We start from the raw sequence: 26,018 nt of genomic DNA, 5'->3' as shown, positions 1-26,018 counted from the left end.
GTACCGGTGGCGGTCGTCACGAGCGCAGCTCCTTGCCGGTCAGCTCCAGAAAGACGTCTTCGAGGGTGTGGCGTTCCACCGAGATCCGGTCCGGCATCACCCCGTGCTGGGCGCACCACGAGGTGACCGTGGCGAGCAGCTGCGGGTCGACCCGGCCGACGACGCGGTAGGCACCCGGGGTCAGCTCGGCGGCCGTGCAGCCGTCCGGGAGCGCCTTGAGCAGGGAGCCGACGTCGAGGCCGGGGCGGCCGGTGAAGCGCAGGGTGTTCTCGGCGCCGCCCTTGCACAGCTCGTCGGGGGAGCCCTGGGCGATGACCTTGCCGCCGTCGATGATCGCGACGTCGTCGGCGAGCTGCTCGGCCTCCTCCATGTAGTGCGTGGTGAGGATCACCGAGACGCCGTCGGCGCGCAGGTCCTTCACCAGGTCCCAGGTGGCGCGGCGGGCCTGCGGGTCGAGACCGGCGGTCGGCTCGTCCAGGAAGACCAGCTCCGGGCGCCCGACCACGGCCATCGCGAGCGCGAGCCGCTGCTGCTGGCCGCCGGACAGCCGCCGGTAGGAGGTCCGGCCGCAGGAGCCGAGGCCGAGGCGTTCGATCAGCGCGTCCACGTCCAGCGGATGGGCGTGCAGCTTGGCCACGTGCCGCAGCATCTCGTCGGCTCGGGCGCCGGAGTACACGCCCCCGGACTGGAGCATCACACCGATACGGGGACGCAAGGAGGCGGACTGCCGCACCGGGTCGAGGCCCAGGACGCGCACCGTGCCGGAATCCGGCGTCCGGTACCCCTCACAGGTCTCGACCGTGGTCGTCTTCCCCGCTCCGTTGGGGCCGAGGACGGCGGTCACGCCCGCCTGGGCCGCCAGGTCGAGGCCGTCCACCGCGGTCTTCGTGCCGTACCGCTTCACCAGGGCCTGGACCTGGACGACAGGCTGACTTCGCATGGGTCCAGAGTCTAGGGAGCGGGCGGACCGTTGCGGCGCGGGGGTGCTAGATCTCCTCCGCACGGGGCCGGTGCAGCGCCAGCCAGCGCTCGGCGTAGGCCACCGCGTCCGCCACCGGGAACAGCCGGACCTCGGCCGCCCCCACCCTGCCCCGTACGACGTCCCGGTCCCGTTCGAAGTCGTGCCCCAGCTCGTCGAACCGCTCCGAGGTGATCGAGACCTCGGCCACCGTCTCCCAGCCGCCGCCCGGTGCCGGCCGGCCGACGGGCACGCGGGGCGCGGGTATCCGGTACTCGGCGAGGTGGAAGCTGGTGCAGGCGTCGTAGCCGGCGCCCAGCAGCAGGACCCGGGCGCCGAGCTTCTCCAGCCGGGCCAGCGGGCTGTGCTCGCCGAGCCGGCAGTCGGTCGCGTGGCCGTCCGTGATCGCGCGCGCGTGCGGGCCGACGGCCGCGAAGGAGGTCTGCGGGTGCGCGCTGCGCAGTGCGCCGGGCCAGGTCCGCACGGTCTCCGGGACCACGCCGACGCCGCGTGTGGGCGTGATCAGCGGGTCGTAGGCGGGCATGGTGGCCCGGATCCGCTCCCACCACTCCTCGGGCACGGGCGGGTTCGACCACACGGCCGGGTCGGACAGGTCGGCGGTCTGCGTCGGCACGACGAGCGTGCCGTCCGGACCGAGGACGTCGAGCAGCCCCCGCACCACGGCCACCGCGCCTCCGTTGACCCAGCCGAGGGAGCTGAGCGAGGAGTGCGCGAGGAGGATCTCGCCGGACTCGACACCGAGCAGGCGCAGCTGCGCGGCGAGGGTGTCGCGGGTGACGAGCGGGCCGGTCGGAGGGGGTGTCGGCATGGTCCGGGAGTCTTCCCCACACGGTCTCGGGGCGCCAGCGAATTGCCTGATCAGGGCGGACCGGATGATCGATCAAAGATCGTTTCCGCAGGTCGGATTAGGTATGCCTAAGTGATGCAGGGCACCGCCCGTTGATCCGGACCGCGCTTGTCAGGCTCCGCGGAATTACGCAACAATGGCGTTGTGAAAAACGTCGGCGAGGCTCGGGAGACCCCCCTGGGGGCCCCGCAGGAGGAACTCGCGACCGGTGAGCGCTCCACGCGCAACCGCGTCGCGCGCTCCATCCTGGACCACGGCCCGTCGACCGTCGCCGAGCTGGCCGGCCGGCTGGGGCTGACCCAGGCCGCCGTCCGGCGCCACCTCGACGCCCTCGTCGCCGACGACGTCGTGGAGGCGCGCGAGCAGCGGGTCTACGGCACGCGCACGCGTGGCCGCCCCGCCAAGGTCTTCGCGCTCACCGACTGCGGCCGGGACGCCTTCGACCAGTCGTACGACAAGCTCGCCGCCGACGCGCTGCGCTGGATCGCCGAGCAGGGCGGAGGGCCCGAGGCGGTCGCGGCGTTCGCCCGCGCGCGGATCACCGCCCAGGCGAGTGCCTACCGCAAGGCGATCGAGGCGGTCACGCCGGACAAGCGCGCCGAAGCCCTGGCCAAGGCCCTGAGCCTGGACGGGTACGCTGCAACGGCGCGCAGCGCACCGGTCGGCGAACAGCTGTGCCAGCACCACTGCCCGGTCGCCCACGTCGCGGAGCAGTTCCCCCAGCTGTGCGAGGCGGAGACGGAAATCTTCGCCGAACTGCTGGGTACTCACGTCCAGCGACTGGCGACCATCGCGCACGGCGACGGCGTCTGCACGACGTTCATCCCCAAGATTTCCACTGACGCACCTGCAAGCACGGCCGGGAGGAACCCCGCATGACTCTCCCCACGGAGACTGCCCACCCTGAGCTGGAGGGCCTGGGCAAGTACGAATACGGCTGGGCCGACTCCGACGTGGCCGGTGCCTCCGCCCGGCGCGGCCTGAACGAGGACGTCGTCCGCGACATCTCCGGCAAGAAGTCGGAGCCGGAGTGGATGACCAAGCTGCGCCTGAAGGGCCTGAAGCTCTTCGAGAAGAAGCCGATGCCGAACTGGGGCTCGGACCTCTCGGGCATCGACTTCGACAACATCAAGTACTTCGTGCGCTCCACGGAGAAGCAGGCGGAGTCCTGGGAGGACCTGCCCGAGGACATCAAGAACACCTACGACAAGCTGGGCATCCCGGAGGCCGAGAAGCAGCGCCTCGTCGCCGGTGTCGCCGCGCAGTACGAGTCGGAGGTCGTCTACCACCAGATCCGCGAGGACCTGGAGCAGCAGGGCGTCATCTTCCTCGACACCGACACCGCGCTGAAGGAGCACCCGGAGCTCTTCAAGGAGTACTTCGGCACGGTCATCCCCGCCGGCGACAACAAGTTCGCGGCCCTGAACACCGCCGTGTGGTCGGGCGGCTCCTTCATCTACGTGCCGAAGGGCGTGCACGTCGAGATCCCGCTGCAGGCCTACTTCCGCATCAACACGGAGAACATGGGCCAGTTCGAGCGGACCCTGATCATCGTCGACGAGGGTGCCTACGTGCACTACGTCGAGGGCTGCACCGCCCCGATCTACAAGTCGGACTCGCTGCACAGCGCGGTCGTCGAGATCATCGTCAAGAAGAACGCCCGCTGCCGCTACACGACCATCCAGAACTGGTCGAACAACGTCTACAACCTGGTCACCAAGCGCGCCGTGGCCTACGAGGGCGCGACCATGGAGTGGATCGACGGCAACATCGGCTCCAAGGTGACGATGAAGTACCCCGCCGTCTACCTGATGGGCGAGCACGCCAAGGGCGAGACCCTGTCCATCGCGTTCGCCGGTGAGGGCCAGCACCAGGACGCCGGCGCCAAGATGGTCCACATGGCGCCGAACACCTCGTCCAACATCGTCTCGAAGTCGGTCGCGCGCGGAGGCGGTCGTACGTCGTACCGCGGTCTGATCGAGATCGGCGAGGGTGCCGCCGGGTCGAAGTCCAACGTGCTGTGCGACGCGCTGCTGGTCGACACCATCTCCCGCTCGGACACCTACCCCTACGTGGACGTCCGCGAGGACGACGTGTCCATGGGCCACGAGGCCACCGTCTCCAAGGTCTCCGAGGACCAGCTCTTCTACCTGATGAGCCGCGGCCTCTCCGAGGACGAGGCGATGGCGATGATCGTGCGCGGCTTCGTCGAGCCGATCGCCAAGGAACTGCCCATGGAGTACGCGCTGGAGCTCAACCGGCTGATCGAGCTGCAGATGGAGGGCGCGGTCGGCTGACGACCGCCCTGAGAGCAGCCAGCGAATTTCTGACGTAGGAAGAGAGCACAACGACAGCCATGGCTGAGGCCCAGAACATCCCGGTGGGTTCGACCACCGCCGGCTCGATCGCGGTCGCCGCGGAGTCGACCGTCGTCTCGCGCATGAGCGCGCCCCCGTCCTTCGACGTGGCGGACTTCCCGGTCCCGCACGGCCGCGAGGAGGAGTGGCGGTTCACCCCGCTGGAGCGGCTGCGCGGGCTGCACGACGGCACCGCCGTCGCCACCGGCGACGGCGTGAAGGTCGACGTCCAGGCCCCCGAGGGCGTCACCGTCGAGACCGTCGGCCGTGACGACGCGCGGCTCGGCAAGGCGGGCACGCCGGTGGACCGGGTCGCCGCGCAGGCGTACTCCGCCTTCGAGAAGGCCTCGGTCGTGACCGTCCCGAAGGAGACCGTCCTCGCCGAGCCGATCCGCATCGCGGTGCACGGCCAGGGCGGTACCGCCTTCGGCCACCAGGTCATCGAGCTGGGCGCCTTCGCCGAGGCCGTCGTGGTCATCGACCACACCGGTGACGCGGTGCTCGCCGCCAACGTCGACTACGTCCTCGGCGACGGCGCCAAGCTGACCGTCGTCTCCGTCCAGGACTGGGACGACAAGGCCGTGCACATCGCGCAGCACAACGCCCTCGTCGGCCGGGACGCCTCCTTCAAGTCGGTCGTCGTCACCTTCGGCGGTGACGTGGTCCGCCTGCACCCGCGCGTCGAGTACGCGGGCCCCGGCGGCGAGGCGGAGCTGTTCGGCCTGTACTTCACCGACGCCGGCCAGCACCAGGAGCACCGCCTGCTGGTCACCCACAACACCCCGCACTGCAAGTCCAACGTCGTCTACAAGGGCGCGCTGCAGGGCGACGACGCGCACGCCGTGTGGATCGGCGACGTGCTCATCGAGGCCAAGGCCGAGGGCACGGACACCTACGAGATGAACCGCAACCTGGTCCTCACGGACGGCGCGCGCGTCGACTCGGTGCCGAACCTGGAGATCGAGACCGGCGAGATCGTCGGCGCCGGCCACGCCTCCGCCACCGGCCGCTTCGACGACGAGCAGCTCTTCTACCTGATGGCCCGCGGCATCCCGGAGCACGAGGCCCGCCGCCTGGTGGTCCGCGGCTTCTTCGCCGAGCTGGTCCAGCAGATCGGTGTCGCCGACATCGAGGAGCGCCTGCTCGCCAAGATCGAGGAGGAGCTGGAGGCGTCGGTCGCATGACGTCGTTCGTACGCGCCTGCGGGCTGAGCGAGCTGGAGGAGGACACCCCGAAGCGGGTGGAACTCGACGGCACGCCCGTCTCGGTCGTCAAGACCGGGGGCGAGGTCTTCGCGATCTACGACATCTGCTCCCACGCGAACGTCTCCCTCTCCGAGGGCGAGGTGGAGGACTGCCAGATCGAGTGCTGGCTGCACGGCTCCAGCTTCGACCTCCGCACCGGCAAGCCGTCCGGCCTCCCCGCGACGCGCCCCGTCCCCGTATACCCCGTAAAGATCGAAGGGGACGACGTTCTCGTCTCCCTCACCCAGGAGTCCTGAGGCAATCCATGGCAACGCTTGAAATCCGAGACCTGCACGTCACCGTCGAGGCCGACAACGCCACGAAGGAGATCCTCAAGGGCGTCGACCTCACCGTGAAGCAGGGCGAGACGCACGCCATCATGGGCCCCAACGGCTCCGGCAAGTCGACCCTCGCCTACTCCCTCGCGGGTCACCCGAAGTACACGATCACCGGCGGCACCGTGCTGCTCGACGGCGAGGACGTCCTTCAGATGTCCGTCGACGAGCGCGCCCGCGCGGGCCTGTTCCTCGCCATGCAGTACCCGGTCGAGGTCCCCGGCGTCTCGGTCTCCAACTTCCTGCGCACCTCCGCCACCGCCATCCGCGGCGAGGCCCCCAAGCTGCGCACCTGGGTGAAGGAGGTCAAGGAGACCATGGAGCGCCTCCACATGGACCCCTCCTTCGCCGAGCGCAACGTCAACGAGGGCTTCTCCGGCGGTGAGAAGAAGCGCCACGAGATCCTGCAGCTGGAACTGCTCAAGCCGAAGGTCGCGATCCTCGACGAGACCGACTCCGGCCTCGACGTCGACGCCCTTCGCATCGTCTCCGAGGGCGTCAACCGCGTCCGCGAGACCGGCGAGGTCGGCACCCTGCTGATCACGCACTACACGCGCATCCTGCGCTACATCAAGCCCGACCACGTCCACGTGTTCGCCGGCGGCCGCATCGTCGAGTCCGGCGGCCCCGAGCTGGCGGACAAGCTGGAGAACGAGGGCTACGAGGCATACGTGAAGGGTGGCGCATCCGCGTGACACAGCTGCCGGGCCTCCTCGACACCGAGGCGATCCGCAAGGACTTCCCCGTGCTGGACCGAGTCGTCCACGACGGCAGGAAGCTCGTGTACCTGGACAACGCGGCGACCTCGCAGAAGCCGCGCCAGGTGCTGGACGCCCTGAGCGAGTACTACGAGCGCTACAACGCCAACGTCCACCGCGGTGTGCATGTGCTCGCCGAGGAGGCCACGGCGCTGTACGAGGGCGCGCGCGACAAGGTCGCCGAGTTCGTCAACGCCCCCAGCCGCGACGAGGTGGTCTTCACCAAGAACGCCTCCGAGTCGCTGAACCTCGTGGCGAACATGCTGGGCTGGGCCGACGAGCCCTACCGCGTGGACCACGAGACCGAGATCGTCATCACGGAGATGGAGCACCACTCCAACATCGTGCCGTGGCAGCTGCTCGCGCAGCGCACGGGCGCGAAGCTGAAGTGGTTCGGCCTGACCGAGGACGGCCGGCTGGACCTGTCCAACATCGACGAGGTCATCACCGAGAAGACGAAGATCGTCTCCTTCGTGCTGGTGTCGAACATCCTGGGCACGGTCAACCCGGTCGAGGCCATCGTGCGCCGCGCCCAGGAGGTCGGCGCCCTGGTCTGCATCGACGCCTCCCAGGCGGCCCCCCACATGCCGCTGGACGTGCAGGCCCTCCAGGCCGACTTCGTCGCCTTCACCGGCCACAAGATGTGCGGTCCGACGGGAATCGGCGTGCTCTGGGGCCGGCAGGAGCTGCTGGAGGACCTTCCGCCGTTCCTCGGCGGCGGCGAGATGATCGAGACCGTCTCGATGCACTCCTCGACGTACGCTCCCGCCCCGCACAAGTTCGAGGCGGGCACGCCCCCGATCGCCCAGGCGGTCGGCCTCGGCGCCGCGATCGACTACCTGAACTCGATCGGCATGGAGAAGATCCTCGCCCACGAGCACGCGCTGACCGAGTACGCGGTCCAGCGCCTGGCGCAGGTCCCGGACCTGAGGATCATCGGCCCGACCACGGCCGAGGACCGGGGTGCGGCGATCTCCTTCACGCTCGGCGACATCCACCCGCACGACGTGGGCCAGGTCCTCGACGAGCAGGGCATCGCGGTCCGCGTCGGCCACCACTGCGCGCGCCCCGTCTGCCTGCGCTACGGAATTCCTGCGACCACGCGAGCGTCGTTCTATCTGTACTCCACGCCGGCCGAGATCGACGCGCTGGTCGACGGCTTGGAGCACGTACGGAACTTCTTCGGCTGAGAGGCGTGAGCTGAGACCGTGAAGCTGGATTCGATGTACCAGGAAGTCATCCTGGACCACTACAAGAACCCGCACGGGCGTGGTCTGAGGGATGGCGACGCCGAGGTGCACCACGTGAACCCGACGTGCGGCGACGAGATCACCCTTCGCGTGAAGTACGACGGCATGACGATCAAGGACGTCAGTTACGAGGGCCAGGGCTGCTCCATCAGCCAGGCGAGCGCCTCCGTCCTCAACGATCTCCTCGTCGGCAAGGAGCTGGCCGAGGCGCAGAAGATCCAGGAGACCTTCCTGGAGCTGATGCAGTCCAAGGGAAAGATCGAGCCGGACGACGCCATGGAGGAGGTGCTGGAGGACGCCGTCGCGTTCGCCGGCGTCTCCAAGTACCCCGCGCGGGTCAAGTGCGCCCTCCTGAGCTGGATGGCGTGGAAGGACGCGACGGCCCAGGCGCTGGGTGGCGCCGAAGCCGAAAGGAAGACCGCATGAGCGACACCGTCGAGATGAAGCCGGCCTCGGAGGAGGAACTCCGCGAGGCCCTGATGGACGTGGTCGACCCCGAGCTGGGCATCGACGTCGTCAACCTCGGCCTGATCTACGGCATCCACATCGACGACTCCAATGTGGCGACCGTCGACATGACCCTGACCTCGGCTGCCTGCCCGCTGACCGACGTCATCGAGGACCAGGCCAAGTCCGCCACGGACGGCCTCGTGAGCGAACTGCGCATCAACTGGGTCTGGATGCCCCCGTGGGGCCCCGACAAGATCACGGACGACGGCCGCGAGCAGCTGAGGGCGCTCGGGTTCAACGTCTGACCTCACCGCGTGCGAAAGCGGCGGCACTCCTGCGGGTGCCGCCGCTTTCGCGTGGCCTCAGCCCACCCCGGCCACCAGCTCGAACGCCGAGTCCGCCTGGTACCGGTCGGTGTTCTGGTACGGGTCCAGCTTCAGCCGGAAGTTCTGGTGGCGCAGGAAGCGGCCGGGGTAGTTGACCGACTCCAGCATGGTCGCGCCGGGGTAGGGGGAGGGCCGGGGGCAGAAGGTGGCGTCCTGGCGGAACAGGCTCGTGCCGTCGTCGGGTTCGGCGCGCAGGAGGAAGTTCCGGTGGCGCAGGTAGCCGCCGTCGGCCGTGGCGAAGGAGTAACAGCCGCTGCCGGCGAGGCCGTTGACCACGGTGAAGGTGCCGGCGCCGCGATCGGCGGGGGAGGTGACGGGGTCGAGCCGGACGACGTCACCGCTGATGTGCCAGTAGCGGTCCGGGTAGTTGACGGAACGGACGGAGGTTCCCGACTCCCGCGGCGCGGGCTCCGGCTGCTTCCGCTTCGGCGGACTTCCCTGCCCTGCGGGTGACGTGGCGGGTGCGGGCTTCGGCGCGCCCGAAGGGGAAGCGGCCTCCTGCGCGGTGACCGGGGCCAGGGCGCTCCTGCCCTTGGGGGAAGCGGTCGTACTCCCGGAGGGAGAGGCGAAGGAGAGCAGGCCGGGGCCGTTCGCCGTCGGGTCGGCGGTCGCGCGCGAGGTGGCCTCGGCGCGCGGGGCCCTGTCGGTCACGGCGAGCGCGGTGACGCAGGCGGTGACGACCGTGAGCGCCAGCGCGCCGGCCAGCCAGAGTCTTCGGGTGCCGGGGGCGCGGGAGGCGTCGGCACTCCAGCCGGTCTCCCAGGAGCGGGGGGTGTGGTCGGACATGGCCCCGCACATTAGTGGCCGCGGAGTGTTCAGTGAGCGGTTTCTGTGAAAGTGAAACTTTCTCGTTCCCTTCTGTGTGTACGAGCGTACACAACGTTGTGTACGCTCGTACGCATGGGATATCTCTTGCTCGCCGGCGCCATCGCCGCCGAGGTCGCCGCGACGACGGCGATGAAGTACAGCGCGGGCTTCACCCGCCTGGGGCCCTCGCTGGTCACGACCCTGGGGTACGTCGTCTCCTTCGCGCTGCTCGCCCAGACGCTGAAGACCGTGCAGATCGGCACCGCGTACGCGATCTGGTCCGGGGCCGGCACCGCCACCATCGCCGTGCTCGGGCTGCTGCTCTTCGGGGAGGGGCTGAGCGCCGCCAAGCTCGCCGGGATCCTGCTGATCATCGGCGGTGTCGTCGTGCTCAACCTCGGCGGGGCGAGCCACTGATGCCCCGGCGCTACGACCCCGAGCGGCGCCAGCGCATCATCGACGCCGCGATCCGCGTGGTCGGCCGGGACGGCATCGCCGGGCTGAGCCACCGCTCCGTCGCCGCCGAGGCGGACGTGCCACTCGGCTCCACGACGTACCACTTCGCCACCCTCGAAGAACTGATGGTGGCCGCGCTGCGGCAGGCGAACGAGGGCTTCGGCCGGATGCTCGCCGAGCGGCTGCGCGAGACCGCGGACGGCGAGGACGGCGCGGGGGACGGCGCGGGCGCTCTCGCGGCGGAACTGGCCGCCGTGCTCGGCGACTGGCTGGGCGGCGAGCGCACCGGCGTGGAGCTGGAGTACGAGCTGTACCTCGCCGCGCTGCGCCGGCCCGCGCTGCGTCCCGTCGCCGCCGAGTGGACCGAGGAGGGCGCCGCGCTGCTGGCCCGGCGCACCGACCCGGTCACGGCCCGGGCGCTGCTCGCGCTCATGGACGGCATCTGCTTGCAGGTGCTGCTGACGGGCGGTTCGTACGACGAGGAGTACGCGCGCGCCGCGCTCTGCCGTCTGATCCCCTGAAGCCGCGCCCGGCACGTGAGACGGCCCGGCACCGGTTCGCCTCCACCAGGCCGCTCACGTTAGGTTTTGGTACATGACCGACACTGCTTCCCGTACCACCGGCGCCGTCGCCGCCGGCCTTGCCACGATCGCCTCCGACGGCACTGTTCTCGACACCTGGTTCCCGGCTCCCGAGCTGGTCGAGCAGCCGGGCCCGGCCGGCACCGAGCGGCTGACCGCCGAGCGGGCGGCCGAGCTGCTGGGCGGCGGCGCGACCGCGGCGACCGGCCCGGACGCCCGCCGGGGTGTCGAGGTGGTCGCGGTCCGCACGGTCATCTCCTCGCTGGACGAGAAGCCGATCGACGCGCACGACGTCTACCTCCGCCTGCACCTGCTCTCGCACCGCCTGGTCAAGCCGCACGGCCAGAGCCTGGACGGCATCTTCGGCCACCTCGCCAACGTCGCCTGGACCTCGCTCGGCCCGGTCGCCGTGAACGACATCGAGAAGGTGCGGCTCAACGCCCGCGCCGAGGGCCTGCACCTCCAGGTCACCTCGATCGACAAGTTCCCGCGCATGACCGACTACGTGGCCCCGAAGGGCGTGCGCATCGCCGACGCCGACCGGGTCCGCCTCGGCGCGCACCTGGCCGAGGGCACCACGGTCATGCACGAGGGCTTCGTGAACTTCAACGCCGGCACGCTGGGCACCTCGATGGTCGAGGGCCGCATCTCGGCCGGTGTCGTGGTCGGCGACGGCTCGGACATCGGCGGCGGCGCCTCCACCATGGGCACCCTGTCCGGCGGCGGCAACGTGCGCATCTCCATCGGCGAGCGCTGCCTCATCGGCGCCGAGGCTGGCGTGGGCATCGCGCTGGGCGACGAGTGCGTGGTCGAGGCCGGTCTCTACGTCACCGCGGGCACCCGCGTCACCATGCCCGACGGGCAGATCGTCAAGGCCCGCGAGCTGAACGGCGCGTCCAACATCCTCTTCCGCCGCAACTCGGTCACCGGTGTGGTCGAGGCCCGCCCGAACAACGCGGTCTGGGGCGGCCTGAACGACATCCTGCACAGCCACAACTGATCCGCACGGCAGGTCGGCAAGCGCCCCTCACCAGGCGGTGAGGGGCGCCGCTGTCTCCCGTGCCCCACCCGGTCACGCGGGCAGAGCCGCCGCGAACCGCCGCAGCGCGGCGAAGTCGTCCGCCCGCAGGCCGATCCTCGGGTCGACGGGGTGGAGCAGGGCGGGGCCGGGGTGACGGTCCCTGACGTACCGCGTGTCCGCCGGGCTCTGCTCGTCGTCCACCCACGCGAAGGGGCGGCCGTCGGCGTACGCCACGATCGCCTCCGTCTTCCAGTGGACTGCGTCGGGCCGGACGGCGAACAGGCCGGTGCCGAAGTCGACGTACGGCAGGTCGGTGGGAAGGCCGATCACCGGCGCGATCCGGCTGCCCGCCTGCGCCATCCACGTCGTCGCCCAGCACAGGTCGTAACCGAGGGCCAGCAACGCCGGGCCGTGGTCCGGGTTCAGCCAGACGCGCAGGGTGCGGGAGCCGAAGGGCACCCGGATCGTCGTGTACCCCTCGGGCCGTCGTTCCGCCTGGGCCGCGTACGGATTGAGCGGGCCGTCGACGTCCAGGAACAGCAGGGGTCGGCTCACGGGGACACGGTACGGCAGCGGTGGCGGACGCTCCTGCGGGATTCCGGCGCCCCGGCGGCACACGCCGCGCTCGGCTTCTCGCGCCGCCGGTCAGGCGGCCACCAATTCCTCGTACCGTGCCAGCAGTCCGTCGGCCGCCTCCCGGCCGGCGGGCAGCAGTGGCGCGCGCACGGGGCCGGCGGGCAGGCCGAGCCGGGCGAGGAGGGCCTTGGCGGTGACCGTGCCCGGCAGGCCCGCGCCCATCATCGCGTCGATCAACGGCGTGGCCCGCAGCTGGAGTCGGCGGGCGAGGGCGGTGTCACCGGCGTCGAAGGCGTCGAGGATCGCTGCGACCTGGGCCGGGACGACGTTGCCGACCGTGCTCACACAGCCCGCGGCGCCGACCGCGTACAGCGCCAGTACATGCTCGTCGCACCCCGCGTAGTACGCCAACTCCGTGCGGGCGAGCACCTTCTGGGTGCCGAGGAAGTCGTAGGAGCAGTCCTTGACCGCCACGATCCGCGGATGCCCGGCCAGCCGGATCATGGTGTCCGGCTCGATCCGGGTGCCGGTGCGGCCCGGGATGTCGTAGAGCATCACGGGCAGGCCGCTCGCGTCGGCGACCTGGCGGAAGTGCGCCTCGACCGCCTCCTGCGGAGGCCGGCTGTAGTACGGCGTCACCACCAGCACCCCGTCGGCGCCCGCCTTCTCGGCCGCGAGCGCCAGCTCGACGGTGTGCCGGGTGTCGGCGCTGCCCACGCCCGCAACCAGAAAGACCCCGTCGCCGACCGCGTCCCGGACGGCCGCGATCAGCCGCGCCTTCTCGGCGTCCGTGGTGGTGGGCGACTCGCCCGTGGTGCCGCTGAGCACCAGGCCGTCGCAGCCCGCGGCCACCAGCCGCGCGGCCAGGCTCCGGGCGCCGTCGAGATCCAGGGCGCCGGACTCGGTGAACGGCGTGACCATCGCGCAGAGGGTGCGTCCGAAGGGCCGGGGCCGGGCGGTGTCGGGTGTGCTCGTCATGGGAGTAGTCTCGGCAGCCCCACAGTGAAGCACCACTTAATTCTTCTACGAGGTACAGCTAAATAATTCTGAGACGTTTGGTCCGCAGCCGACGGCACGGTGTCCAACTCGGCCCCTCATGGGTCACTATGGCCAGAGGGTCATAGTGACGTCCGTCATGGGAGGCACCATGAAGCTCGGCAAGGCACTGGCCGCGGGGGTCGCCGAGGAGCGGCCGCTCGTCCGTGAGGAAGAGGCGCCGCCTCCCGAGGGCACCACCACGGACACTGCCACCGTCCACGTCGAACCGGCCGAGCCGGCCCGCGAAGAGGTCCCGGCCGCCCGATGAGACTGCGGCTCCCGGCGGAACGCCCGACGGAGCCGCCGACCGGATACAAGATCGCCCACCCGGTGCTGTCCCAGGACGGCACCCGGGCCGGGTTCACCGGAGTGTCGCTCGGCGGCGCGCTGCCGTACGGCGTGCTCGACGACGCCTCCTGCGTCTACGGCCGACGGCACCGCCCGCCCGCCCGGCTGTGCGACTGCGGCTTCCACTGCGTCCATGACCGCGCCGCCGCCGAGGCCATGCTGTGCCCGGCCGAACACCGTACGGCCCTCCTGCTGGAGGTCGCCGTGCTCGGCGCCTACATCCGCTTCGAGCGCGGATTCCGCTACGCCCGCCAGCGGGTGCGCACCGCCACGGCCGGGCCGTGCGCCTGCGGGGCGACCGCCGTCGCGCTGGCCGACGCCGGCTGGGGCCGCCCCGGCTGGCACGCCCTCGCCCCCGTCTGCGCCGGCTGTGTGCGCGGCCGTACCTCCGTCCCGCTCGCCGGGTTCGCCCGGCTGGCCGGGGAGGGGCTGGAGGTCGTGGCCCGGGGCGGTGCCGGTACGGCGCTCCCGGCCGCAGCCCCGGCGTCCGGCGCGGAGCTGGGCGTGCCCGAACTCGTCGCGGAGGCAGCCCTGTTGCAGGCCCGTCTCGACTGGTTCCAGAGTCAGCTCGCCCGCCTCGGCGAGCGAGGGGAGAAGGGCTAGCCGCCGGCTGCCGGTCCCGCCCCCGGACCGAAAACTTGGTTCACCTGGACGAAAAAAGTTTTCGGTGCGAGGGTGGGCGCATGCTGGACGTGACCGTGATCGAGGACCCCGAGGCGGCGGCCGTGTCGCTGGACCCCGTGCGGGCGCGGCTGCTCGCCGAGCTGGCCGCCGGGCCCGCGTCGGCCGCCATGCTGGCCGGCAAGGTGGGACTGCCCCGGCAGAAGGTGAACTACCACCTCAAGACGCTGGAGCGGCACGGCTTGGTGGAGCTGGCCGGAGAGCGCCGCAAGGGCAATGTCACCGAGCGGCTGATGCGCGCGACCGCCGCGTCGTACGTCATCTCGCCGGCCGCCCTGCCCGCCGTGCAGCCGGACCCGGAGCGCTTCCGGGACCAGCTCTCGGCGCGCTGGCTGCTCGCCCTCGGCGCCCGCCTGGTGCGCGACCTCGGCGTGCTCATCACCGACGCGGCCCGGGCCAGGAAGCAGCTGGCGACCTACGCCCTGGACGGGCAGGTCCGTTTCGCCTCCGCCGCCGACCGCGCGGCCTTCGTGCAGGAGCTGACGGCGGGTGTGAGCGCCCTCGTCCGCAAGTACGACGCGCCCGGCGCCGAGGGCGGCCGGGACCACCGGATCGTCGTCGCCCTCCACCCCGCCGTCAAGCAACCCCCGGCCGAGGCTCCCGCCGTCACGGCCCGGCCCGCGCCCGAACCGGATCAGTGAGCAGGAGCCCCGCCATGTCCAAGGAATTCGAGATCGTCCGCGAGTTCGAGGTCGACGTCCCGCCGGAGGAGGTGTGGGACGCGGTCGTCAACGCGTCGGGCGCCTACCTGTGGCCCATGGATCCGCCGGAGCCCCGCGTCGGCGGCTCCGGGCCCTTCGGGTCGACGGTCACCGCCTGGGACCCGCCGCACCGCTACACCAACCGCAGCGAGGACGTCGGCTTCCCCGTCCAGTCCGCCAACCAGCTCGACTACACCATCGAGCCCCGCGACGAGGGCCGCCGTGCCTGGGTGCGCTACGTGCACAGCGGCATCTTCACCGATGACTGGAACAACCAGTACGACGGTGCGAGCAAGCACACCAACTTCTATCTGCACACCCTGTGCGAGTACCTGACGCACTTCGCGCGCCGCCCGGTCACCTTCGCCCAGCTGGACGGCCCGGCGGTCTCGGCGACCCCGCGCGCGCTCGCCGCCGTCGCCCAGGCCCTGGGCCTGCCGGACGACGCGGCCGCCGGGACGAAGGTCGGCGCCCGGGGGCCGGGCGGGCGGACCCTGGACGCCGTACTCGACTACCGCAACCCGTACTTCATCGGACTGCGCACCGACGACGCCCTCATCCGCTTCTTCGGACGCGGCCACTGGGGCGCGCCGCTCGGCATCAGCGTCCACGACTTCGCGCCGGACGCCGATGCCGAGGCCACCGAGACCGCCTGGCAGGGCTGGCTGGACGGCGTGTTCGGCCGGTCCTGAGCGGCCGTCGGTCACGGGCGCAAGCGCAGCACCTGCGGGTCGTGGTCGCTGATCTGGTCGTTGAACTCCGAGTTGATGTGCACGCTGTCGTACGCGAAGTCGCCGTCGCGCCGGATCCGCGGGCTGATCAGGATCTGGTCCAGGACCTGCTCGTTGCCCTGGTAGTCGTAGGTGTAACGCTCGCTCCTCGGCAGCGACTCGATCGCCGACCACAGCTCGCCGTCACCCTGCAGGATCCTCGCCGTCTCCGAGAACTCGAAATCGTCCATGTCGCCAAGCGCGATGACGTTCGCGTTCTTCTGGACCTTCAGGATGCACCTGACGAACGCGTTCACCTCGGCCGCCTGCGCGTGGCGCTGGATCTCCGAGCTGCGCGTCGGCGGCTGGTACTGCGAGGTCAGGCCCTGGTCGCCGCCCTTGGAGGCCAGGTGGTTGGCGATCACGAAGACGGTCTTGCCGTGGAAGGTGAACTGGCCGGCCAGCGGCTTGCGGCTGGCCGTCCAGGCCGCGCTCGCCGGATCGATCCGGCCCGGCGAGGCCGTCAGCCCGGCCTTGCCGTGCACCTCGGCGACGCCGACCGCGGTGGTGGAGTCGCCGCCCGCGCGGTCCACGAAGGACACCCGCTCGGGGTTGAACAGGAACACCTGGCGGATGTTGCCGCCCGGCTCGCCGCCGTCCTGGTCGTTGACCGGGTTGACCGAGCGCCAGTCGTACTTCGGGCCGCCCGCCGCGACGATCGCGTCGATCAGCTTGTCCACGGTCACGCTCGCGTCGACCGTGCCGTCGTCCTTGGCGCCGTTGTCGTCCTGGATCTCCTCCAGGGACACGATGTCCGGCGACCGCAGGTTGTGCACGATCGCGGCGGCGTGCGCGTCGAAGGTGGTGTCCGACGGGTCGAGGTTCTCGACGTTGTACGTCGCCACCGCCAGCTCGCGGCCCGACTGCCTGCGCGTGGTCTCGCGCTGGAGCCCGCCGCTCGCCGGCGTGCCCAGGTGGCTCGCGACCAGCGTGTAACCGCCGTACTGGTTGAAGTCCAGCGGGCCGGTGGTGGTGCCGGTGAGCGTGTCGCCGACGTTCGCCCGGGGGAAGTCGGCGGTCGCGCCCAGCGACTGTATCTGGAGCCGGCCGGTGTTCTGGGAGTCGTAGGAGCCGTAGACCGTGCCGCCGCGGCGGTTGCGGTGCTCGTACGGCTTCACCGTGACCCACAGCTCGCTGTACGGATCGGTCGCGGTGACCAAGCGGGCGTCCCTGACCTGGACGTTCATGCCCTCCAGGGACTCGTAGAAGTCCAGGGCGTACGTCGACGGACGCAGGGGCAGGCCGTTGACCGAGCCGTTCGCGGCGGTGTCGCCGGCCGGGGCGTACGCGCTCGGGACCGACTTCGCGTCGATCACGACCGGCGCCGGTACGGGGTTGCCGGTGGAGACGGTGGTGACCGTCGCCTTGGTGATTTCCGTCAGGGACTGGTTGCCGGACGAGATTTCCGTCAGGGACTGGTTGCCGGACGAGGCGCCGCCCGGGACATACTCGGAGACCGTGCCGGTCACCGTCACCGAGTCGCCGACGGCGACCTTCGGCGTGGAGCCGGTGAAGACGAAGACGCCCTCGCTGGTGCGCGGGTCGTCGTCCGGGTTCGGGTCCTGCATCCAGAAGCCTCTGGAGGAACCGTAGGTGCGCGTGGCCGTGACGATGCCGGGCAGGTCCGCCGCCTTCTGGCCGGCCAGCGGCGAGATCCGGGTCGTGCCCTGGATGTCGTGGATGCGCACCGAGTCGGCGTGGGCGGGGGCGGGGAGGACGACCGTCTGGACGGCCGCGGCGGAACAGACGGCGGCGGCCGTGAGCGCGCCGAGGCGCGCGGAAGACCTGCTCGGCAAGGGGTTCCCTCCGGGGACGTGACGAAACGCCGGGACGAGGTGCGGCACGGAGGCGGATCGGGACCGTGGGGCGCTGGTGGCCCTCCGTGACACCCGCAGCGCCGGGCGAACAGGCGTCCCCCCGACTTCTACGCGCGTCAATCTCTTACCTGGGTAAGGGAGTTGTCAAGGTTTCGGCCATGTACCGAAGCCGGCGGAGAGATGAACCGGGCGGCATGGGTGGAAATCCGTCTAGGCTGAGCGGCTGAGCCCGTTCACGGTCCGAGGAGAACCAGCCGATGTCAGACCGCTCCCCCCTGCCGCCCGTACGGCTGCGTCCCGAAGCGGAGCTGGCGCGCGCCGCGCTGTCCACGCCTTTGCTCTCCCGTGCCGCCCGCCTCGCCCGCTGGGCCGGCCCCGACACCCTCGTGGACGCGGGCGGCGGTCTCGTGGAGGAGCAGCTTCCGGCCGCCGTCGAGCTGCTCGGACTGACCGGGGACGACGCCGCCGCGTACGCCGCCGAGGCCTGGCGGGTCGCGGTGGACGCCGGACTGGTCGAGATCGCGGACGAGGAGGACGGCACGGTCCGGGCGGGGGAGGAGCTCCGGCTGCTCACCGGCGGCACCCCGCGGGACGTGCTCACCGTGTGGCTCGCCGCCCTGGAGACCGTCCTCGCCGACGCCGCCGTACCCGACCTGGACGACCTGGTCGACGCGCTGGACGAGGGCGGCGAGGTCGATTTCTCGTCACTCGACTGGGACCCCGAGGCCGAGGCCGAGTTCCTCGACGGCGTCCTCGGGAACCTCTATCTGCTGACCGTGAGTGAGGGCGGCCCCGGCGACGGCCCGGTCCCGCTGCCCGCCCTCGCCGCCTCGATGCTCGTCCCCGACGACATGGGCGAGCCCACCAACGACGTCCTGGAGCAGGTCTCCGACGCGATGATGCGGCTGGACGACCAGTTCCGGGTGCTGGAGCCGGTCGGGCTGGTCGAGTACCAGCCGGTGGACGAGGCGCTGATGGCGGACGCCGACGAGGAGCCCGGCGGCCCGGTGGACGACACCGACGTCTCCCGCTACGGCATGGTCCAGCTCACCCCGCTCGGCGCGTACGGGCTGCGGGCGCGGCTGCTGGACGCCGGGTTCGAGGCGCCGGCCGTCGGCGAACTCGCCGACAAGGGCGCGGACGTCCTGCTCGACGGCACCGCCGGCTTCGGCCCGTCGGCCGCCCAGGCCGAGACCGAGCAGTGGCTGGCGCGCCGCGAACCGCTGGGCGCCGCACGGGAGTTGCTTGCCGCTGCGCGCGGCGGCGACGCGGGCGCGCCGCTGCGCCGGCTGCGCTGCCAGCAGGCGCTGTCGCTGATCGGCGCGGAGGCCGAGCCGGCGCTGCGCGAGGTGCTGGACGACCCCGAGCTGGGCGGCCTCGCCCGGGTGTGGCTGACCGAACAGGGTGCTGCCGGGGTGCCGGCGCCGTCCGAGGAGCTGGTGTTCTGGCTGACCATCGACACGGTCGCCGCGCAGCTCGCGGCCGAGGGCAACTCCGAGGAGCTGCAGGCCCTGGTCGAGGGGCTGGCCGCGCAGCACAGCGGGTTCTTCGCGGCGGCGTGGCGGGTGGAGCATCCGGCCACCGCCGATGTGCTGGAGGCGATGGGACGGCTGCACCCGGACAAGAAGGTGGCCAAGGCGGCGCGCAAGGCGGCATTCAAGGCGCGCTCGCAGCAGGGGAGTTGAGCGTCGGGGGAGAGCCTGGCGGGCCGTGCGCGAGGCGAACCGGCGAGCGCCGCAAGCGTGGGCGCCGGGTCGACGACGGGCGGCCCGCGACCCGAAGCCGGTCAATGCGCTCGGCCGCTACGCCCACGAGGCCGTCCCGGTCGAGCCGGGGCGCGGCCATCCGGACCTCGCCGAGGACGCCTGCGGCCCCACCGGTCTGCTCTACCGCCAGACCCCGGCCGAGGTCTTCCGGCAAGCTGCGCACCCCGCCGGGCCCAGAGCGACGCCTCGCCGAGGACGCCTGCGGCCCCACCGGTCTGCTCTACCGCCGGACCCCGGCCGAGGTCTTCCGGCACGGCCGCGGCAAGCTGCGCACCCCGCCGGGCCCAGAGCGACGCCGGCATGGGGTGGGGCGCCGGCGGAGCCGGCGTCGCCTCCTCCTACGCCCGTGCGGAGAGCCCGGGCCGGCACGACGGCCAGGTCTGGTTCTAGTGCCCCGGCAGGCGACGTTTGCCCGTCACGGAGCGGCGTCCGGTGCGTGCTGTCGGCGTGCCGGCCGGAAGTCCTCGTACTGGGCGTACGTGGGCTTTCGGCCGGTGCGGCGAGTGGGGGCGCCTCCCGCGCAGCGGGGGAGCGTGCCGGGCGTCGCGACGGGGCGAACGTTGCCTGTTGGGGCACGAGGAGCCCGAGCGCGCCATCAGCCGCTACCGCGGCGGGCGGCACCGAGGAGGACCGGCACGATCCGCTGTCCTCGTCTCTGCTTCGAAACAGCGCTCGTGCCCGGTGCCGGTCGTGCGTCGGTAATATGCGCGAAGAGTCCCCGGTGGGCGAGGAGTAACTGGATGACGCAGGTCAGGCCCATGCGCGCGGACGCTCGGCGCAACTACGAGCGGTTGCTGAAGGTGGCGGCGGAGGCCTTCGCCGAGCATGGGGAGAACGCGTCGCTCGACGACATCGCCAAGCGGGCGGGCGTCGGCTCCGGCACGCTGTACCGGCACTTCCCCACGCGGCGGGCGCTGCTGGAGGCGGCGTACGTCGACCGCATCGAGGCACTCGGCGCGCGGGCCGGCGAACTGGCGGCCGAACTGCCGCCGGGCGAGGCGCTGATGGAGTGGCTGTACGAGCTGTGCGTCGGCACGATCCAGGTGCGCGGAATGAAGGCGCTGCTGGGCTCGGCGGTCACGGACGGCGGCACGGCGGCGCTGACGGCGTGCGGGACGGCCGTGCGCGGGGCGGCGGGCCCGCTGATCGAGGCCGCGCGGGAGGAGGGGTTCCTGCGCGCCGACCTGGAGCCCATCGAGCTGCTGCGGCTGGCGCACGGGGTGGCCACGGCGTCGGAGCTGGCGGACGGGAAGGGCACGCAGATCCGGCGCTATCTGGCGTTGGTGACGGAGGGGCTGCGGGCGTAGGTGCCGCTGGCGCCGCACGACCGGCACCCACGCACCCGTGGCCGGCGGCCTACAGAGCCCTCGCCGCCGGTTCCACCATGTTGCGCACCGTCCGCGCCTCCACGAAGTCGCCCATCGCCGTCATGTCCCACTCGCCGGAGAACTGGCGGATGAGCTTGGCCATCATGACGCCCGTCCGGGGCTCGGCGTGAGTGAGGTCGAAGCGGACCAGCTCCTCGTCCGTGGCCGCGTCCACCAGGCGGCAGTACGCCTTGGCGACGTCCGTGAACTTCTGCCCGGAGAAGGAGTTCACCGTGAAGACCAGGCCGGTGACCTCCTGGGGGAGGCGGCCGAGGTCGACCACGATCACCTCGTCGTCGCCCGCGCCCTCACCGGTGAGGTTGTCCCCCGAGTGCTTGACCGCGCCGCCCAGGATCGTCAGCTTGCCGAAGTAGCAGCTGTCGATGTGGTTGCGCCGCGGGCCGTAGGCGATGACCGAGGCGTCCAGGTCGATGTCGGCGCCGCGGAACGCCGGCTCCCAGCCGAGGCCCATCCTGACCTGGGACAGCAGCGGGCGGCCGGCCTTGACCAGGGACACCGTCTGGTTCTTCTGGAGGCTGACCCGGCCCTTGTCCAGGTTCACCTTCCCGGCGCCCGGCACCGGGGCCGGCGGCGCGGGCGGTGCCGGGGGCACCGGGGGAGCCGCCGGGGTGGACACCGGCGGGGTGGACACCGGCGGGGCGGGCGGAGCCGTGGGCCGCGGCGGGGCCGGCGGTGCCGCGGCCGGTTCCTCCACCGTCACCCCGAAGTCCGTCGCGATGCCGGCCAGGCCCTCGGCGTACCCCTGGCCCACCGCACGGGCCTTCCAGGCGCCGCCCCTGCGGTAGATCTCCACGACGACCAGGGCCGTCTCCGCGCCGAGCCGGGGCGGGGTGAACGTGGCCAGCACCGCGCCGGTGCCGGCGTCCCGGATCGTGGCCGTCGGCTCGACGCCCTGGAAGGTCTGGCCCGCCGCGTCCGGGCTGGCGGTGACCACGATCTTCTCGATGTCCGGCGGGACGGCGGGGGTGTCGACCGTCACCGCGTCGGGGGCCGCGCCTTCGCCGGACGTGTAGGTCACGCCCGGGCCCGTCGGCTGGTTGTAGAAGATGAAGTCGTCGTCCGAGCGCACCTTGCCGTCGCCCGTGAGCAGCAGGCCCGACACGTCGAGCCGCACGGGCGCGGCCACGTCCACCGTGACGCGGGCGGCCGGCAGAGGGATGTTCGAGCCAGGGGTCATCGCTGTCATGCCGGATGAACGAACGACACCGCTTTACCGTTCCCTTACCCAACCCCCGTTCGTGTCAGGGTCCCCGACCCCGAGCCGGACCCCGAGCCGGCTCAGGGCACCACCACGATCTTGCGGCCCACGCCCGCCGCGAACTGCTCCAGTGCCTGCGGGTAGCGCTCCAGCGGGATCCGGTCGCTGATGAAGACCTGCGGGTCCAGCACCCCGTTCGCGAACAGCTCCGCCGCCCGCTCGAAGCTGTGCAGCACCGCCATGGAACCGGTGATCGTGATCTCCTGGTTGTAGATCCGGTACGGGTCGATCGTCACCCGGGTCGCGTAGTCGGCCACCCCGAACTGCAGGAACGTGCCCGCCTTCGCCACCCGGTCCAGGCCGTCCTGGATCGCCGCCGCGTTGCCGGTCGCGTCCACGACCACGTCCCAGCCCTGCGGCCGCTCCAGCTCGTCCGCGCTGCCCGCCGCCGCCGACACACCGAGCCGGCGGGCCGTCTCCAGCCGGGCCGGGTTCACGTCCACCACGTCCACGCTCGCCGCGCCCGTGCGCTTGGCCAGCTCCAGCATCATCAGCCCCATGGTCCCGGAGCCGTAGATCAGGACATGGGCGCCGAGGCGGCTGTTGAGGATGTCGTAGCCGCGCACCGCGCAGGACAGCGGCTCCACCAGGGCCGCGTCCTCGGTGCGGACGTGCTCGGGCAGCTTCACGCAGTTGGCCACGGGGGCGAGCGCGTACCGCGCCGCCCCGCCCGCCGTGGTGACGCCGATCGCGGCCCAGCGCTCGCACAGGTTGTTGTGGCCACTGCGGCAGTACCGGCACTCGTGGCAGTACAGCGAGGGGTCCACGGCCACCCGGTCGCCGACCGCGACCTCGGTGACCTGGCCGCCGACGCCGACCACCACGCCGGCGAACTCGTGCCCGGGGACGATCGGCAGCTTCGGCGCGAACTCGCCCTGGAGGATGTGCAGATCGGTGCCGCACAGGCCGCACGCGGCCACTTCGACGACGACCTCGCGCGGACCCGGTGTCGGGTCCGGCACCTCGGTGACGACGGCGCGGCCCACGGACTCGATGACGGCGGCCTTCATTTCACGGCTCCAAGCGACAGGCCCTGGACCAGCTTGTCCTGGGCGGCGAACCCCGCGGCGAGCACCGGCAGGGAGATGACGAGCGACGCGGCGCACACCTTGGCCAGGAACAGGCCCTGGCTGGTGATGAAGCCGGTCAGGAAGACGGGGGCGGTCTCGGCGACCACGCCCGTCAGGACCCGGGCGAACAGCAGCTCGTTCCAGCTGAAGATGAAGCAGATCAGGGCGGTCGCGGCGATGCCGGGAAGGGCGATCGGGGCGACCACGCGCGCGAGGATCACCGGCAGCCGCGCGCCGTCGACGCGCGCGGCCTCGATGACGGCGACCGGCACCTCGGCGAGGAAGGACTGCATCATCCACACCGCGATCGGCAGGTTCATGGAGGTGTAGAGGATGACCAGGAGCCAGATGTTGTCGAGCATCCCGGTGTTCTTGGCGAACAGGTAGATCGGCAGCAGGCCGGCCACGGCGGGCAGCATCTTGGTGGACAGGAAGAAGAACAGCACGTCCGTCCACTTCCGAACCGGCCGGATCGACAGCGCGTACGCCGCCGGGAGGGCCAGCAGGAGGACGCAGACGGTGGAGGCCACCGACGCCACCGTGGAGTTGATCAGCGCGGGCCACGGGCTCGCCCCGCCGCCGCTGCCGAAGAACTCGCGGTAGCCGCCGAGCGTCAACGGCGCCGTGAAGGACGGCGGGTTGGTGGCCGCGTCCGTCTCCGAGTGGAAGGAGGTGAGCGCCATCCAGGCGATCGGCAGGAAGAACACGATCCCGGCCAGCCAGGCCACGAGGCCCGGTCCGTGCCGGCGCAGTACGGCGGTCATGCGCGGGACACCTCCTCGCGGAACAGGGACGACACCACGCGCAGCGCGAAGGTGGCGATGACGATCGAGCCGATGACGACCAGGACGCCGGCGGCCGAGGCGAGGCCGTTCTCGTGGGCCTGGTAGAAGCTCTGGTAGACGGTGTACGGCAGGTTCGCCGTGCCGAGCCCGCCCGAGGTGATCGTGAAGACGGCGTCGAAGTTCTGCACGATGTAGATCGAGCCGAGCAGCGCGCCCAGTTCGAGGTAGCGGCGCAGGTGGGGGAGGGTGAGGTGGCGGAAGACCTGCCAGTCGTTCGCGCCGTCGACCCGCGCGGCCTCGATCTGCTGCTGGTCCCGGCTCTGCAGCCCGGCGAGCAGGATCAGCATCATGAACGGCGTCCACTGCCACACCAGGGAGGCCTCGACCGCGAGGAGCGGGGTGTTGGAGATCCAGTCCGGCTGTGGGCCGCCCACATAGTGCAACAACCCGTTCAACAGGCCGTATTCAGGGTTGTAGAGCACATGCTTCCAGAGCAGGGCCGCGGCGACCGGCACCACCAGGAAGGGCGCGATGAGCAGGGTGCGCACGATGCCCCGGCCGCGGAACCTGCGGTCCAGCAGCAGCGCGAGCGCCAGTCCCAGGACCAGGCTGGCCAGTACCACGGCGACGGTGAGCAGCACGGTCGTCCACACCGAGTGGCGCAGGTCGGCGTCGGTGAGCACCTGGCGGTAGTTGTCGAGACCGGTGAAGCGGCGGGCCTTGGGGTAGAGGGCGTTCCAGTCGAAGAAGGAGATCACCAGCGTGGCCACGAACGGCAGCTGGGTGACCGCGATCATGAAGACGAGGGCCGGCAGCAGTGGGGCGCGGGTGGCCCAGGCGCGCAGCCGGGCCGGGGGCTGCTTCGCTGTCCTCGGGTGGGCGGCCGTCAGCGGGGCCGCGGTCGTCGCTGTCATCGTCCCTCGTACTCCTTGGAGATCTTCTCGGCGAGCGCCTGCGACTTCTTCAGGGCCGAGCCGACGGACTGGCGTCCGGCGATGGCCGCGCTGATCTCCTGGGAGACCTTGGTGCCGAGGTCGGTGAACTCGGGGATGCCGACGAACTGGATGCCGGGCGCGGGCCGCGGCTGCACGCCGGGGTCGTTCGGGCGGGCGCTCTCGATGGCCTCGCGGGTCATCTCCTGGAACGAGGCGGCCGACCTGCGGTAGTCGGCGTTCTCGTACGTCGAGGCCCGCTTGCCCGCGGGCACGTTCGGCCAGCCGCTGGTCTCGCCGACCAGCCGCTCATAGCCCTTGCCGGAGGCCCAGGAGACGAACTTCCAGGCCTTGTCGGGGTTGCGGGAGGCCTTCTGGATGCCCCAGGCCCAGGTGTAGAGCCAGCCGGAGGACGGGGTCCTCTCGACGGGGGCCGGGGCGTAGCCGAGCTTGCCCCTGACCGGTGAGCCGCTCGCCTCCAGCAGCCCGGCGGCGCTCGTGGCGTCGTACCACATGGCGACCTTGCCCTGGGTCATGTCGTTCAGGCACTCGGCGAAGCCGGACTGCGCGGCACCGGACTCGCCGTGCGCGCGGACGAGGTCGACATAGAACTTCGTCGCCTTCTCGAACTCGGGGGAGTCCAGGTGCGCCTTCCACTTCCTGTCGAACCAGGTGCCGCCGAAGGTGTTCACGACCGTCGTCAGCGGCGCCATCAGCTCGCCCCAGCCGGGCAGCCCGCGCAGGCAGACGCCCTTCATCCCGGGCCGCGCGCCGTCCGCCTGCGCGGCGAGGTCGGCGACCTGCTGCCAGGTGGGGTGGGCGGGCATGGTGATGCCCTTCGCCGCGAACACGTCCTTGCGGTACATCAGGAACGAGGACTCGCCGTAGAAGGGCTGCCCGTAGAGCTTGCCGTCGTCGCCGGTGAGGGACTGGCGCATGGGGGCGAGCACGTCGTTCTCGTCGTACGACGGGTCCTTCGCGACGTACGCGTTCATCTCGTGCAGCCAGCCGTTGCGGGCGTAGATCGGTATCTCGTAGTTGGACAGGGTCGCCACGTCGTACTGCCCGGCCTGGTTGGCGAAGTCCTGGCTGATCTTGTCGCGGACGTCGTTCTCGGGCAGGACCGTGAAGTTGACCTTGATGCCGGTCTCCTTGGTGAAGTGCGCGGCGGTCAGCTTCTGCAGCTCGGTCATCTGCGGGTTGTTGACCATCAGGACGTTGATGGAGTCGCCGCCGGAACCGGCCCCGCCCGCGCCGGCCCAGCAGCCGGAGAGCAGCGGGGCGAGCAGCGTTCCCGCGGCGGCCAGGGCGAGCGTGGCTCGCGGCCTCCGTCGGCTCGGGGTGCGCATGGATCGCTCCTGGAGATATAGGGACATAAAGGGTGCTCGTCGGTATGGCGAGGCCCTATAGGTGGGCG

29 protein-coding genes are annotated in these 26,018 nt (G+C 71.4%); 18 read left to right on the top strand and 11 right to left on the bottom strand.

Annotation, left to right across the window (positions count from 1 at the left end; genetic code table 11):
* Positions 1–16 precede the first annotated feature (16 nt).
* Positions 17–940: an ABC transporter ATP-binding protein gene (locus tag ACZ60X_RS00670; RefSeq protein ID WP_469591849.1), complete on the bottom strand. Its 924-nt coding sequence runs from the start codon at positions 938–940 to the stop codon at positions 17–19.
* 46 nt (positions 941–986) lie between these two features.
* A complete protein-coding gene (locus ACZ60X_RS00665) occupies positions 987–1,787 on the bottom strand; it encodes an AAC(3) family N-acetyltransferase (RefSeq protein ID WP_469591847.1) in 801 nt (266 codons plus the stop codon).
* 183 nt (positions 1,788–1,970) lie between these two features.
* Here ACZ60X_RS00665 and ACZ60X_RS00660 point away from each other — a divergent pair, with 183 nt between their 5' ends.
* From ACZ60X_RS00660 to ACZ60X_RS00625, 8 genes are read left to right on the top strand one after another with little or no spacing between them, the layout of a single operon-like run.
* Positions 1,971–2,705 carry a helix-turn-helix transcriptional regulator gene (locus ACZ60X_RS00660; RefSeq protein ID WP_399069045.1) on the top strand — a complete coding sequence of 245 codons (735 nt, stop codon included), beginning with the start codon at positions 1,971–1,973 and terminating at the stop codon, positions 2,703–2,705.
* Positions 2,702–4,123, top strand: a complete 1,422-nt coding sequence (sufB, locus tag ACZ60X_RS00655; RefSeq protein ID WP_070025403.1) for a Fe-S cluster assembly protein SufB — start codon at positions 2,702–2,704, stop codon at positions 4,121–4,123. Before ACZ60X_RS00660 ends, sufB begins: the two co-directional genes overlap by 4 nt.
* A 59-nt stretch (positions 4,124–4,182) precedes the next feature.
* Positions 4,183–5,367 (top strand): Fe-S cluster assembly protein SufD, encoded by a 1,185-nt coding sequence (sufD, locus tag ACZ60X_RS00650; protein ID WP_469591843.1) that lies wholly within the window; start codon positions 4,183–4,185, stop codon positions 5,365–5,367.
* A complete protein-coding gene (locus ACZ60X_RS00645) occupies positions 5,364–5,684 on the top strand; it encodes a non-heme iron oxygenase ferredoxin subunit (RefSeq protein ID WP_469591841.1) in 321 nt (106 codons plus the stop codon). The genes sufD and ACZ60X_RS00645 overlap by 4 nt, the downstream gene beginning before the upstream one ends.
* 8 nt (positions 5,685–5,692) lie before the next feature.
* Positions 5,693–6,457 (top strand): Fe-S cluster assembly ATPase SufC, encoded by a 765-nt coding sequence (gene sufC / locus ACZ60X_RS00640; protein WP_469591839.1) that lies wholly within the window; start codon positions 5,693–5,695, stop codon positions 6,455–6,457.
* Positions 6,454–7,710, top strand: a complete 1,257-nt coding sequence (locus tag ACZ60X_RS00635; protein ID WP_469591837.1) for a cysteine desulfurase — start codon at positions 6,454–6,456, stop codon at positions 7,708–7,710. Before sufC ends, ACZ60X_RS00635 begins: the two co-directional genes overlap by 4 nt.
* Positions 7,711–7,728: 18 nt before the next feature.
* Positions 7,729–8,196, top strand: a complete 468-nt coding sequence (sufU, locus tag ACZ60X_RS00630; RefSeq protein ID WP_469591835.1) for a Fe-S cluster assembly sulfur transfer protein SufU — start codon at positions 7,729–7,731, stop codon at positions 8,194–8,196.
* Entirely contained in the window at positions 8,193–8,525 is a 333-nt protein-coding gene (locus ACZ60X_RS00625) for a metal-sulfur cluster assembly factor (protein ID WP_062142589.1), read from the top strand. The genes sufU and ACZ60X_RS00625 overlap by 4 nt, the downstream gene beginning before the upstream one ends.
* A gap of 57 nt (positions 8,526–8,582) precedes the next feature.
* Here the strand turns inward: ACZ60X_RS00625 and ACZ60X_RS00620 are convergent, their stop codons facing one another.
* Positions 8,583–9,392, bottom strand: a complete 810-nt coding sequence (locus ACZ60X_RS00620; RefSeq protein WP_469591833.1) for an AbfB domain-containing protein — start codon at positions 9,390–9,392, stop codon at positions 8,583–8,585.
* Between the two features lie 114 nt (positions 9,393–9,506).
* On the opposite strand from ACZ60X_RS00620, the gene ACZ60X_RS00615 reads away from it, so the two are divergent.
* From ACZ60X_RS00615 to dapD, 3 genes are all read left to right on the top strand, one after another.
* Positions 9,507–9,830 carry a DMT family transporter gene (locus tag ACZ60X_RS00615; RefSeq protein ID WP_469591830.1) on the top strand — a complete coding sequence of 108 codons (324 nt, stop codon included), beginning with the start codon at positions 9,507–9,509 and terminating at the stop codon, positions 9,828–9,830.
* Positions 9,830–10,390 (top strand): TetR/AcrR family transcriptional regulator, encoded by a 561-nt coding sequence (locus tag ACZ60X_RS00610; RefSeq protein ID WP_469591828.1) that lies wholly within the window; start codon positions 9,830–9,832, stop codon positions 10,388–10,390. Before ACZ60X_RS00615 ends, ACZ60X_RS00610 begins: the two co-directional genes overlap by 1 nt.
* 73 nt (positions 10,391–10,463) lie before the next feature.
* The gene (gene dapD / locus ACZ60X_RS00605; protein WP_469591826.1) at positions 10,464–11,450 is read left to right on the top strand and encodes a 2,3,4,5-tetrahydropyridine-2,6-dicarboxylate N-succinyltransferase; all 987 of its coding nucleotides are present in this window, start codon (positions 10,464–10,466) and stop codon (positions 11,448–11,450) included.
* Between the two features lie 72 nt (positions 11,451–11,522).
* Here dapD and ACZ60X_RS00600 read toward each other — a convergent pair whose 3' ends face one another.
* Positions 11,523–12,026, bottom strand: a complete 504-nt coding sequence (locus ACZ60X_RS00600) for an HAD domain-containing protein (protein ID WP_469591824.1) — start codon at positions 12,024–12,026, stop codon at positions 11,523–11,525.
* 90 nt (positions 12,027–12,116) lie between these two features.
* Entirely contained in the window at positions 12,117–13,025 is a 909-nt protein-coding gene (dapA, locus tag ACZ60X_RS00595) for a 4-hydroxy-tetrahydrodipicolinate synthase (protein ID WP_469591823.1), read from the bottom strand.
* Between the two features lie 157 nt (positions 13,026–13,182).
* Between dapA and ACZ60X_RS00590 the strand changes: the two genes are divergently transcribed.
* From ACZ60X_RS00590 to ACZ60X_RS00575, 4 genes are all read left to right on the top strand, one after another.
* The gene (locus ACZ60X_RS00590) at positions 13,183–13,353 is read left to right on the top strand and encodes a hypothetical protein (protein ID WP_469591821.1); all 171 of its coding nucleotides are present in this window, start codon (positions 13,183–13,185) and stop codon (positions 13,351–13,353) included.
* Complete coding sequence (locus tag ACZ60X_RS00585; protein WP_469591819.1) at positions 13,350–14,036, top strand: hypothetical protein; 687 nt, start codon at positions 13,350–13,352, stop codon at positions 14,034–14,036. Before ACZ60X_RS00590 ends, ACZ60X_RS00585 begins: the two co-directional genes overlap by 4 nt.
* An 80-nt stretch (positions 14,037–14,116) precedes the next feature.
* Entirely contained in the window at positions 14,117–14,755 is a 639-nt protein-coding gene (locus tag ACZ60X_RS00580) for an ArsR/SmtB family transcription factor (RefSeq protein ID WP_469591817.1), read from the top strand.
* A 14-nt stretch (positions 14,756–14,769) separates the two neighbouring features.
* Positions 14,770–15,507: an SRPBCC family protein gene (locus ACZ60X_RS00575; RefSeq protein WP_469591816.1), complete on the top strand. Its 738-nt coding sequence runs from the start codon at positions 14,770–14,772 to the stop codon at positions 15,505–15,507.
* 11 nt (positions 15,508–15,518) lie between these two features.
* Here ACZ60X_RS00575 and ACZ60X_RS00570 read toward each other — a convergent pair whose 3' ends face one another.
* A complete protein-coding gene (locus ACZ60X_RS00570; RefSeq protein WP_469591813.1) occupies positions 15,519–17,381 on the bottom strand; it encodes an endonuclease/exonuclease/phosphatase family protein in 1,863 nt (620 codons plus the stop codon).
* Between the two features lie 278 nt (positions 17,382–17,659).
* On the opposite strand from ACZ60X_RS00570, the gene ACZ60X_RS00565 reads away from it, so the two are divergent.
* From ACZ60X_RS00565 to ACZ60X_RS00555, 3 genes are read left to right on the top strand one after another with little or no spacing between them, the layout of a single operon-like run.
* Entirely contained in the window at positions 17,660–19,087 is a 1,428-nt protein-coding gene (locus ACZ60X_RS00565) for a hypothetical protein (RefSeq protein WP_469591811.1), read from the top strand.
* Complete coding sequence (locus ACZ60X_RS00560; protein ID WP_469591809.1) at positions 18,990–19,904, top strand: alkaline phosphatase PhoX; 915 nt, start codon at positions 18,990–18,992, stop codon at positions 19,902–19,904. Before ACZ60X_RS00565 ends, ACZ60X_RS00560 begins: the two co-directional genes overlap by 98 nt.
* A 4-nt stretch (positions 19,905–19,908) precedes the next feature.
* Positions 19,909–20,475 (top strand): TetR/AcrR family transcriptional regulator, encoded by a 567-nt coding sequence (locus tag ACZ60X_RS00555; protein ID WP_469591807.1) that lies wholly within the window; start codon positions 19,909–19,911, stop codon positions 20,473–20,475.
* 49 nt (positions 20,476–20,524) lie between these two features.
* Here the strand turns inward: ACZ60X_RS00555 and ACZ60X_RS00550 are convergent, their stop codons facing one another.
* The 5 genes from ACZ60X_RS00550 to ACZ60X_RS00530 form a co-directional block, all read right to left on the bottom strand.
* Complete coding sequence (locus tag ACZ60X_RS00550; protein WP_469591805.1) at positions 20,525–21,733, bottom strand: TerD family protein; 1,209 nt, start codon at positions 21,731–21,733, stop codon at positions 20,525–20,527.
* Between the two features lie 101 nt (positions 21,734–21,834).
* Positions 21,835–22,824, bottom strand: coding sequence for a zinc-dependent alcohol dehydrogenase family protein (locus ACZ60X_RS00545; RefSeq protein ID WP_469591803.1), 990 nt, complete (start codon positions 22,822–22,824; stop codon positions 21,835–21,837).
* Positions 22,821–23,648, bottom strand: coding sequence for a carbohydrate ABC transporter permease (locus tag ACZ60X_RS00540; protein ID WP_469591801.1), 828 nt, complete (start codon positions 23,646–23,648; stop codon positions 22,821–22,823). The genes ACZ60X_RS00545 and ACZ60X_RS00540 overlap by 4 nt, the downstream gene beginning before the upstream one ends.
* Positions 23,645–24,583 (bottom strand): carbohydrate ABC transporter permease, encoded by a 939-nt coding sequence (locus ACZ60X_RS00535; RefSeq protein ID WP_469591799.1) that lies wholly within the window; start codon positions 24,581–24,583, stop codon positions 23,645–23,647. The genes ACZ60X_RS00540 and ACZ60X_RS00535 overlap by 4 nt, the downstream gene beginning before the upstream one ends.
* Positions 24,580–25,950 (bottom strand): ABC transporter substrate-binding protein, encoded by a 1,371-nt coding sequence (locus ACZ60X_RS00530; protein ID WP_469591797.1) that lies wholly within the window; start codon positions 25,948–25,950, stop codon positions 24,580–24,582. Before ACZ60X_RS00530 ends, ACZ60X_RS00535 begins: the two co-directional genes overlap by 4 nt.
* Between the last annotated feature and the right edge of the window lie 68 nt (positions 25,951–26,018).

The organism is Streptomyces sp. NPDC104106 (genome assembly GCF_055584345.1).
This window is presented reverse-complemented; position numbering and strand designations above follow the sequence as displayed.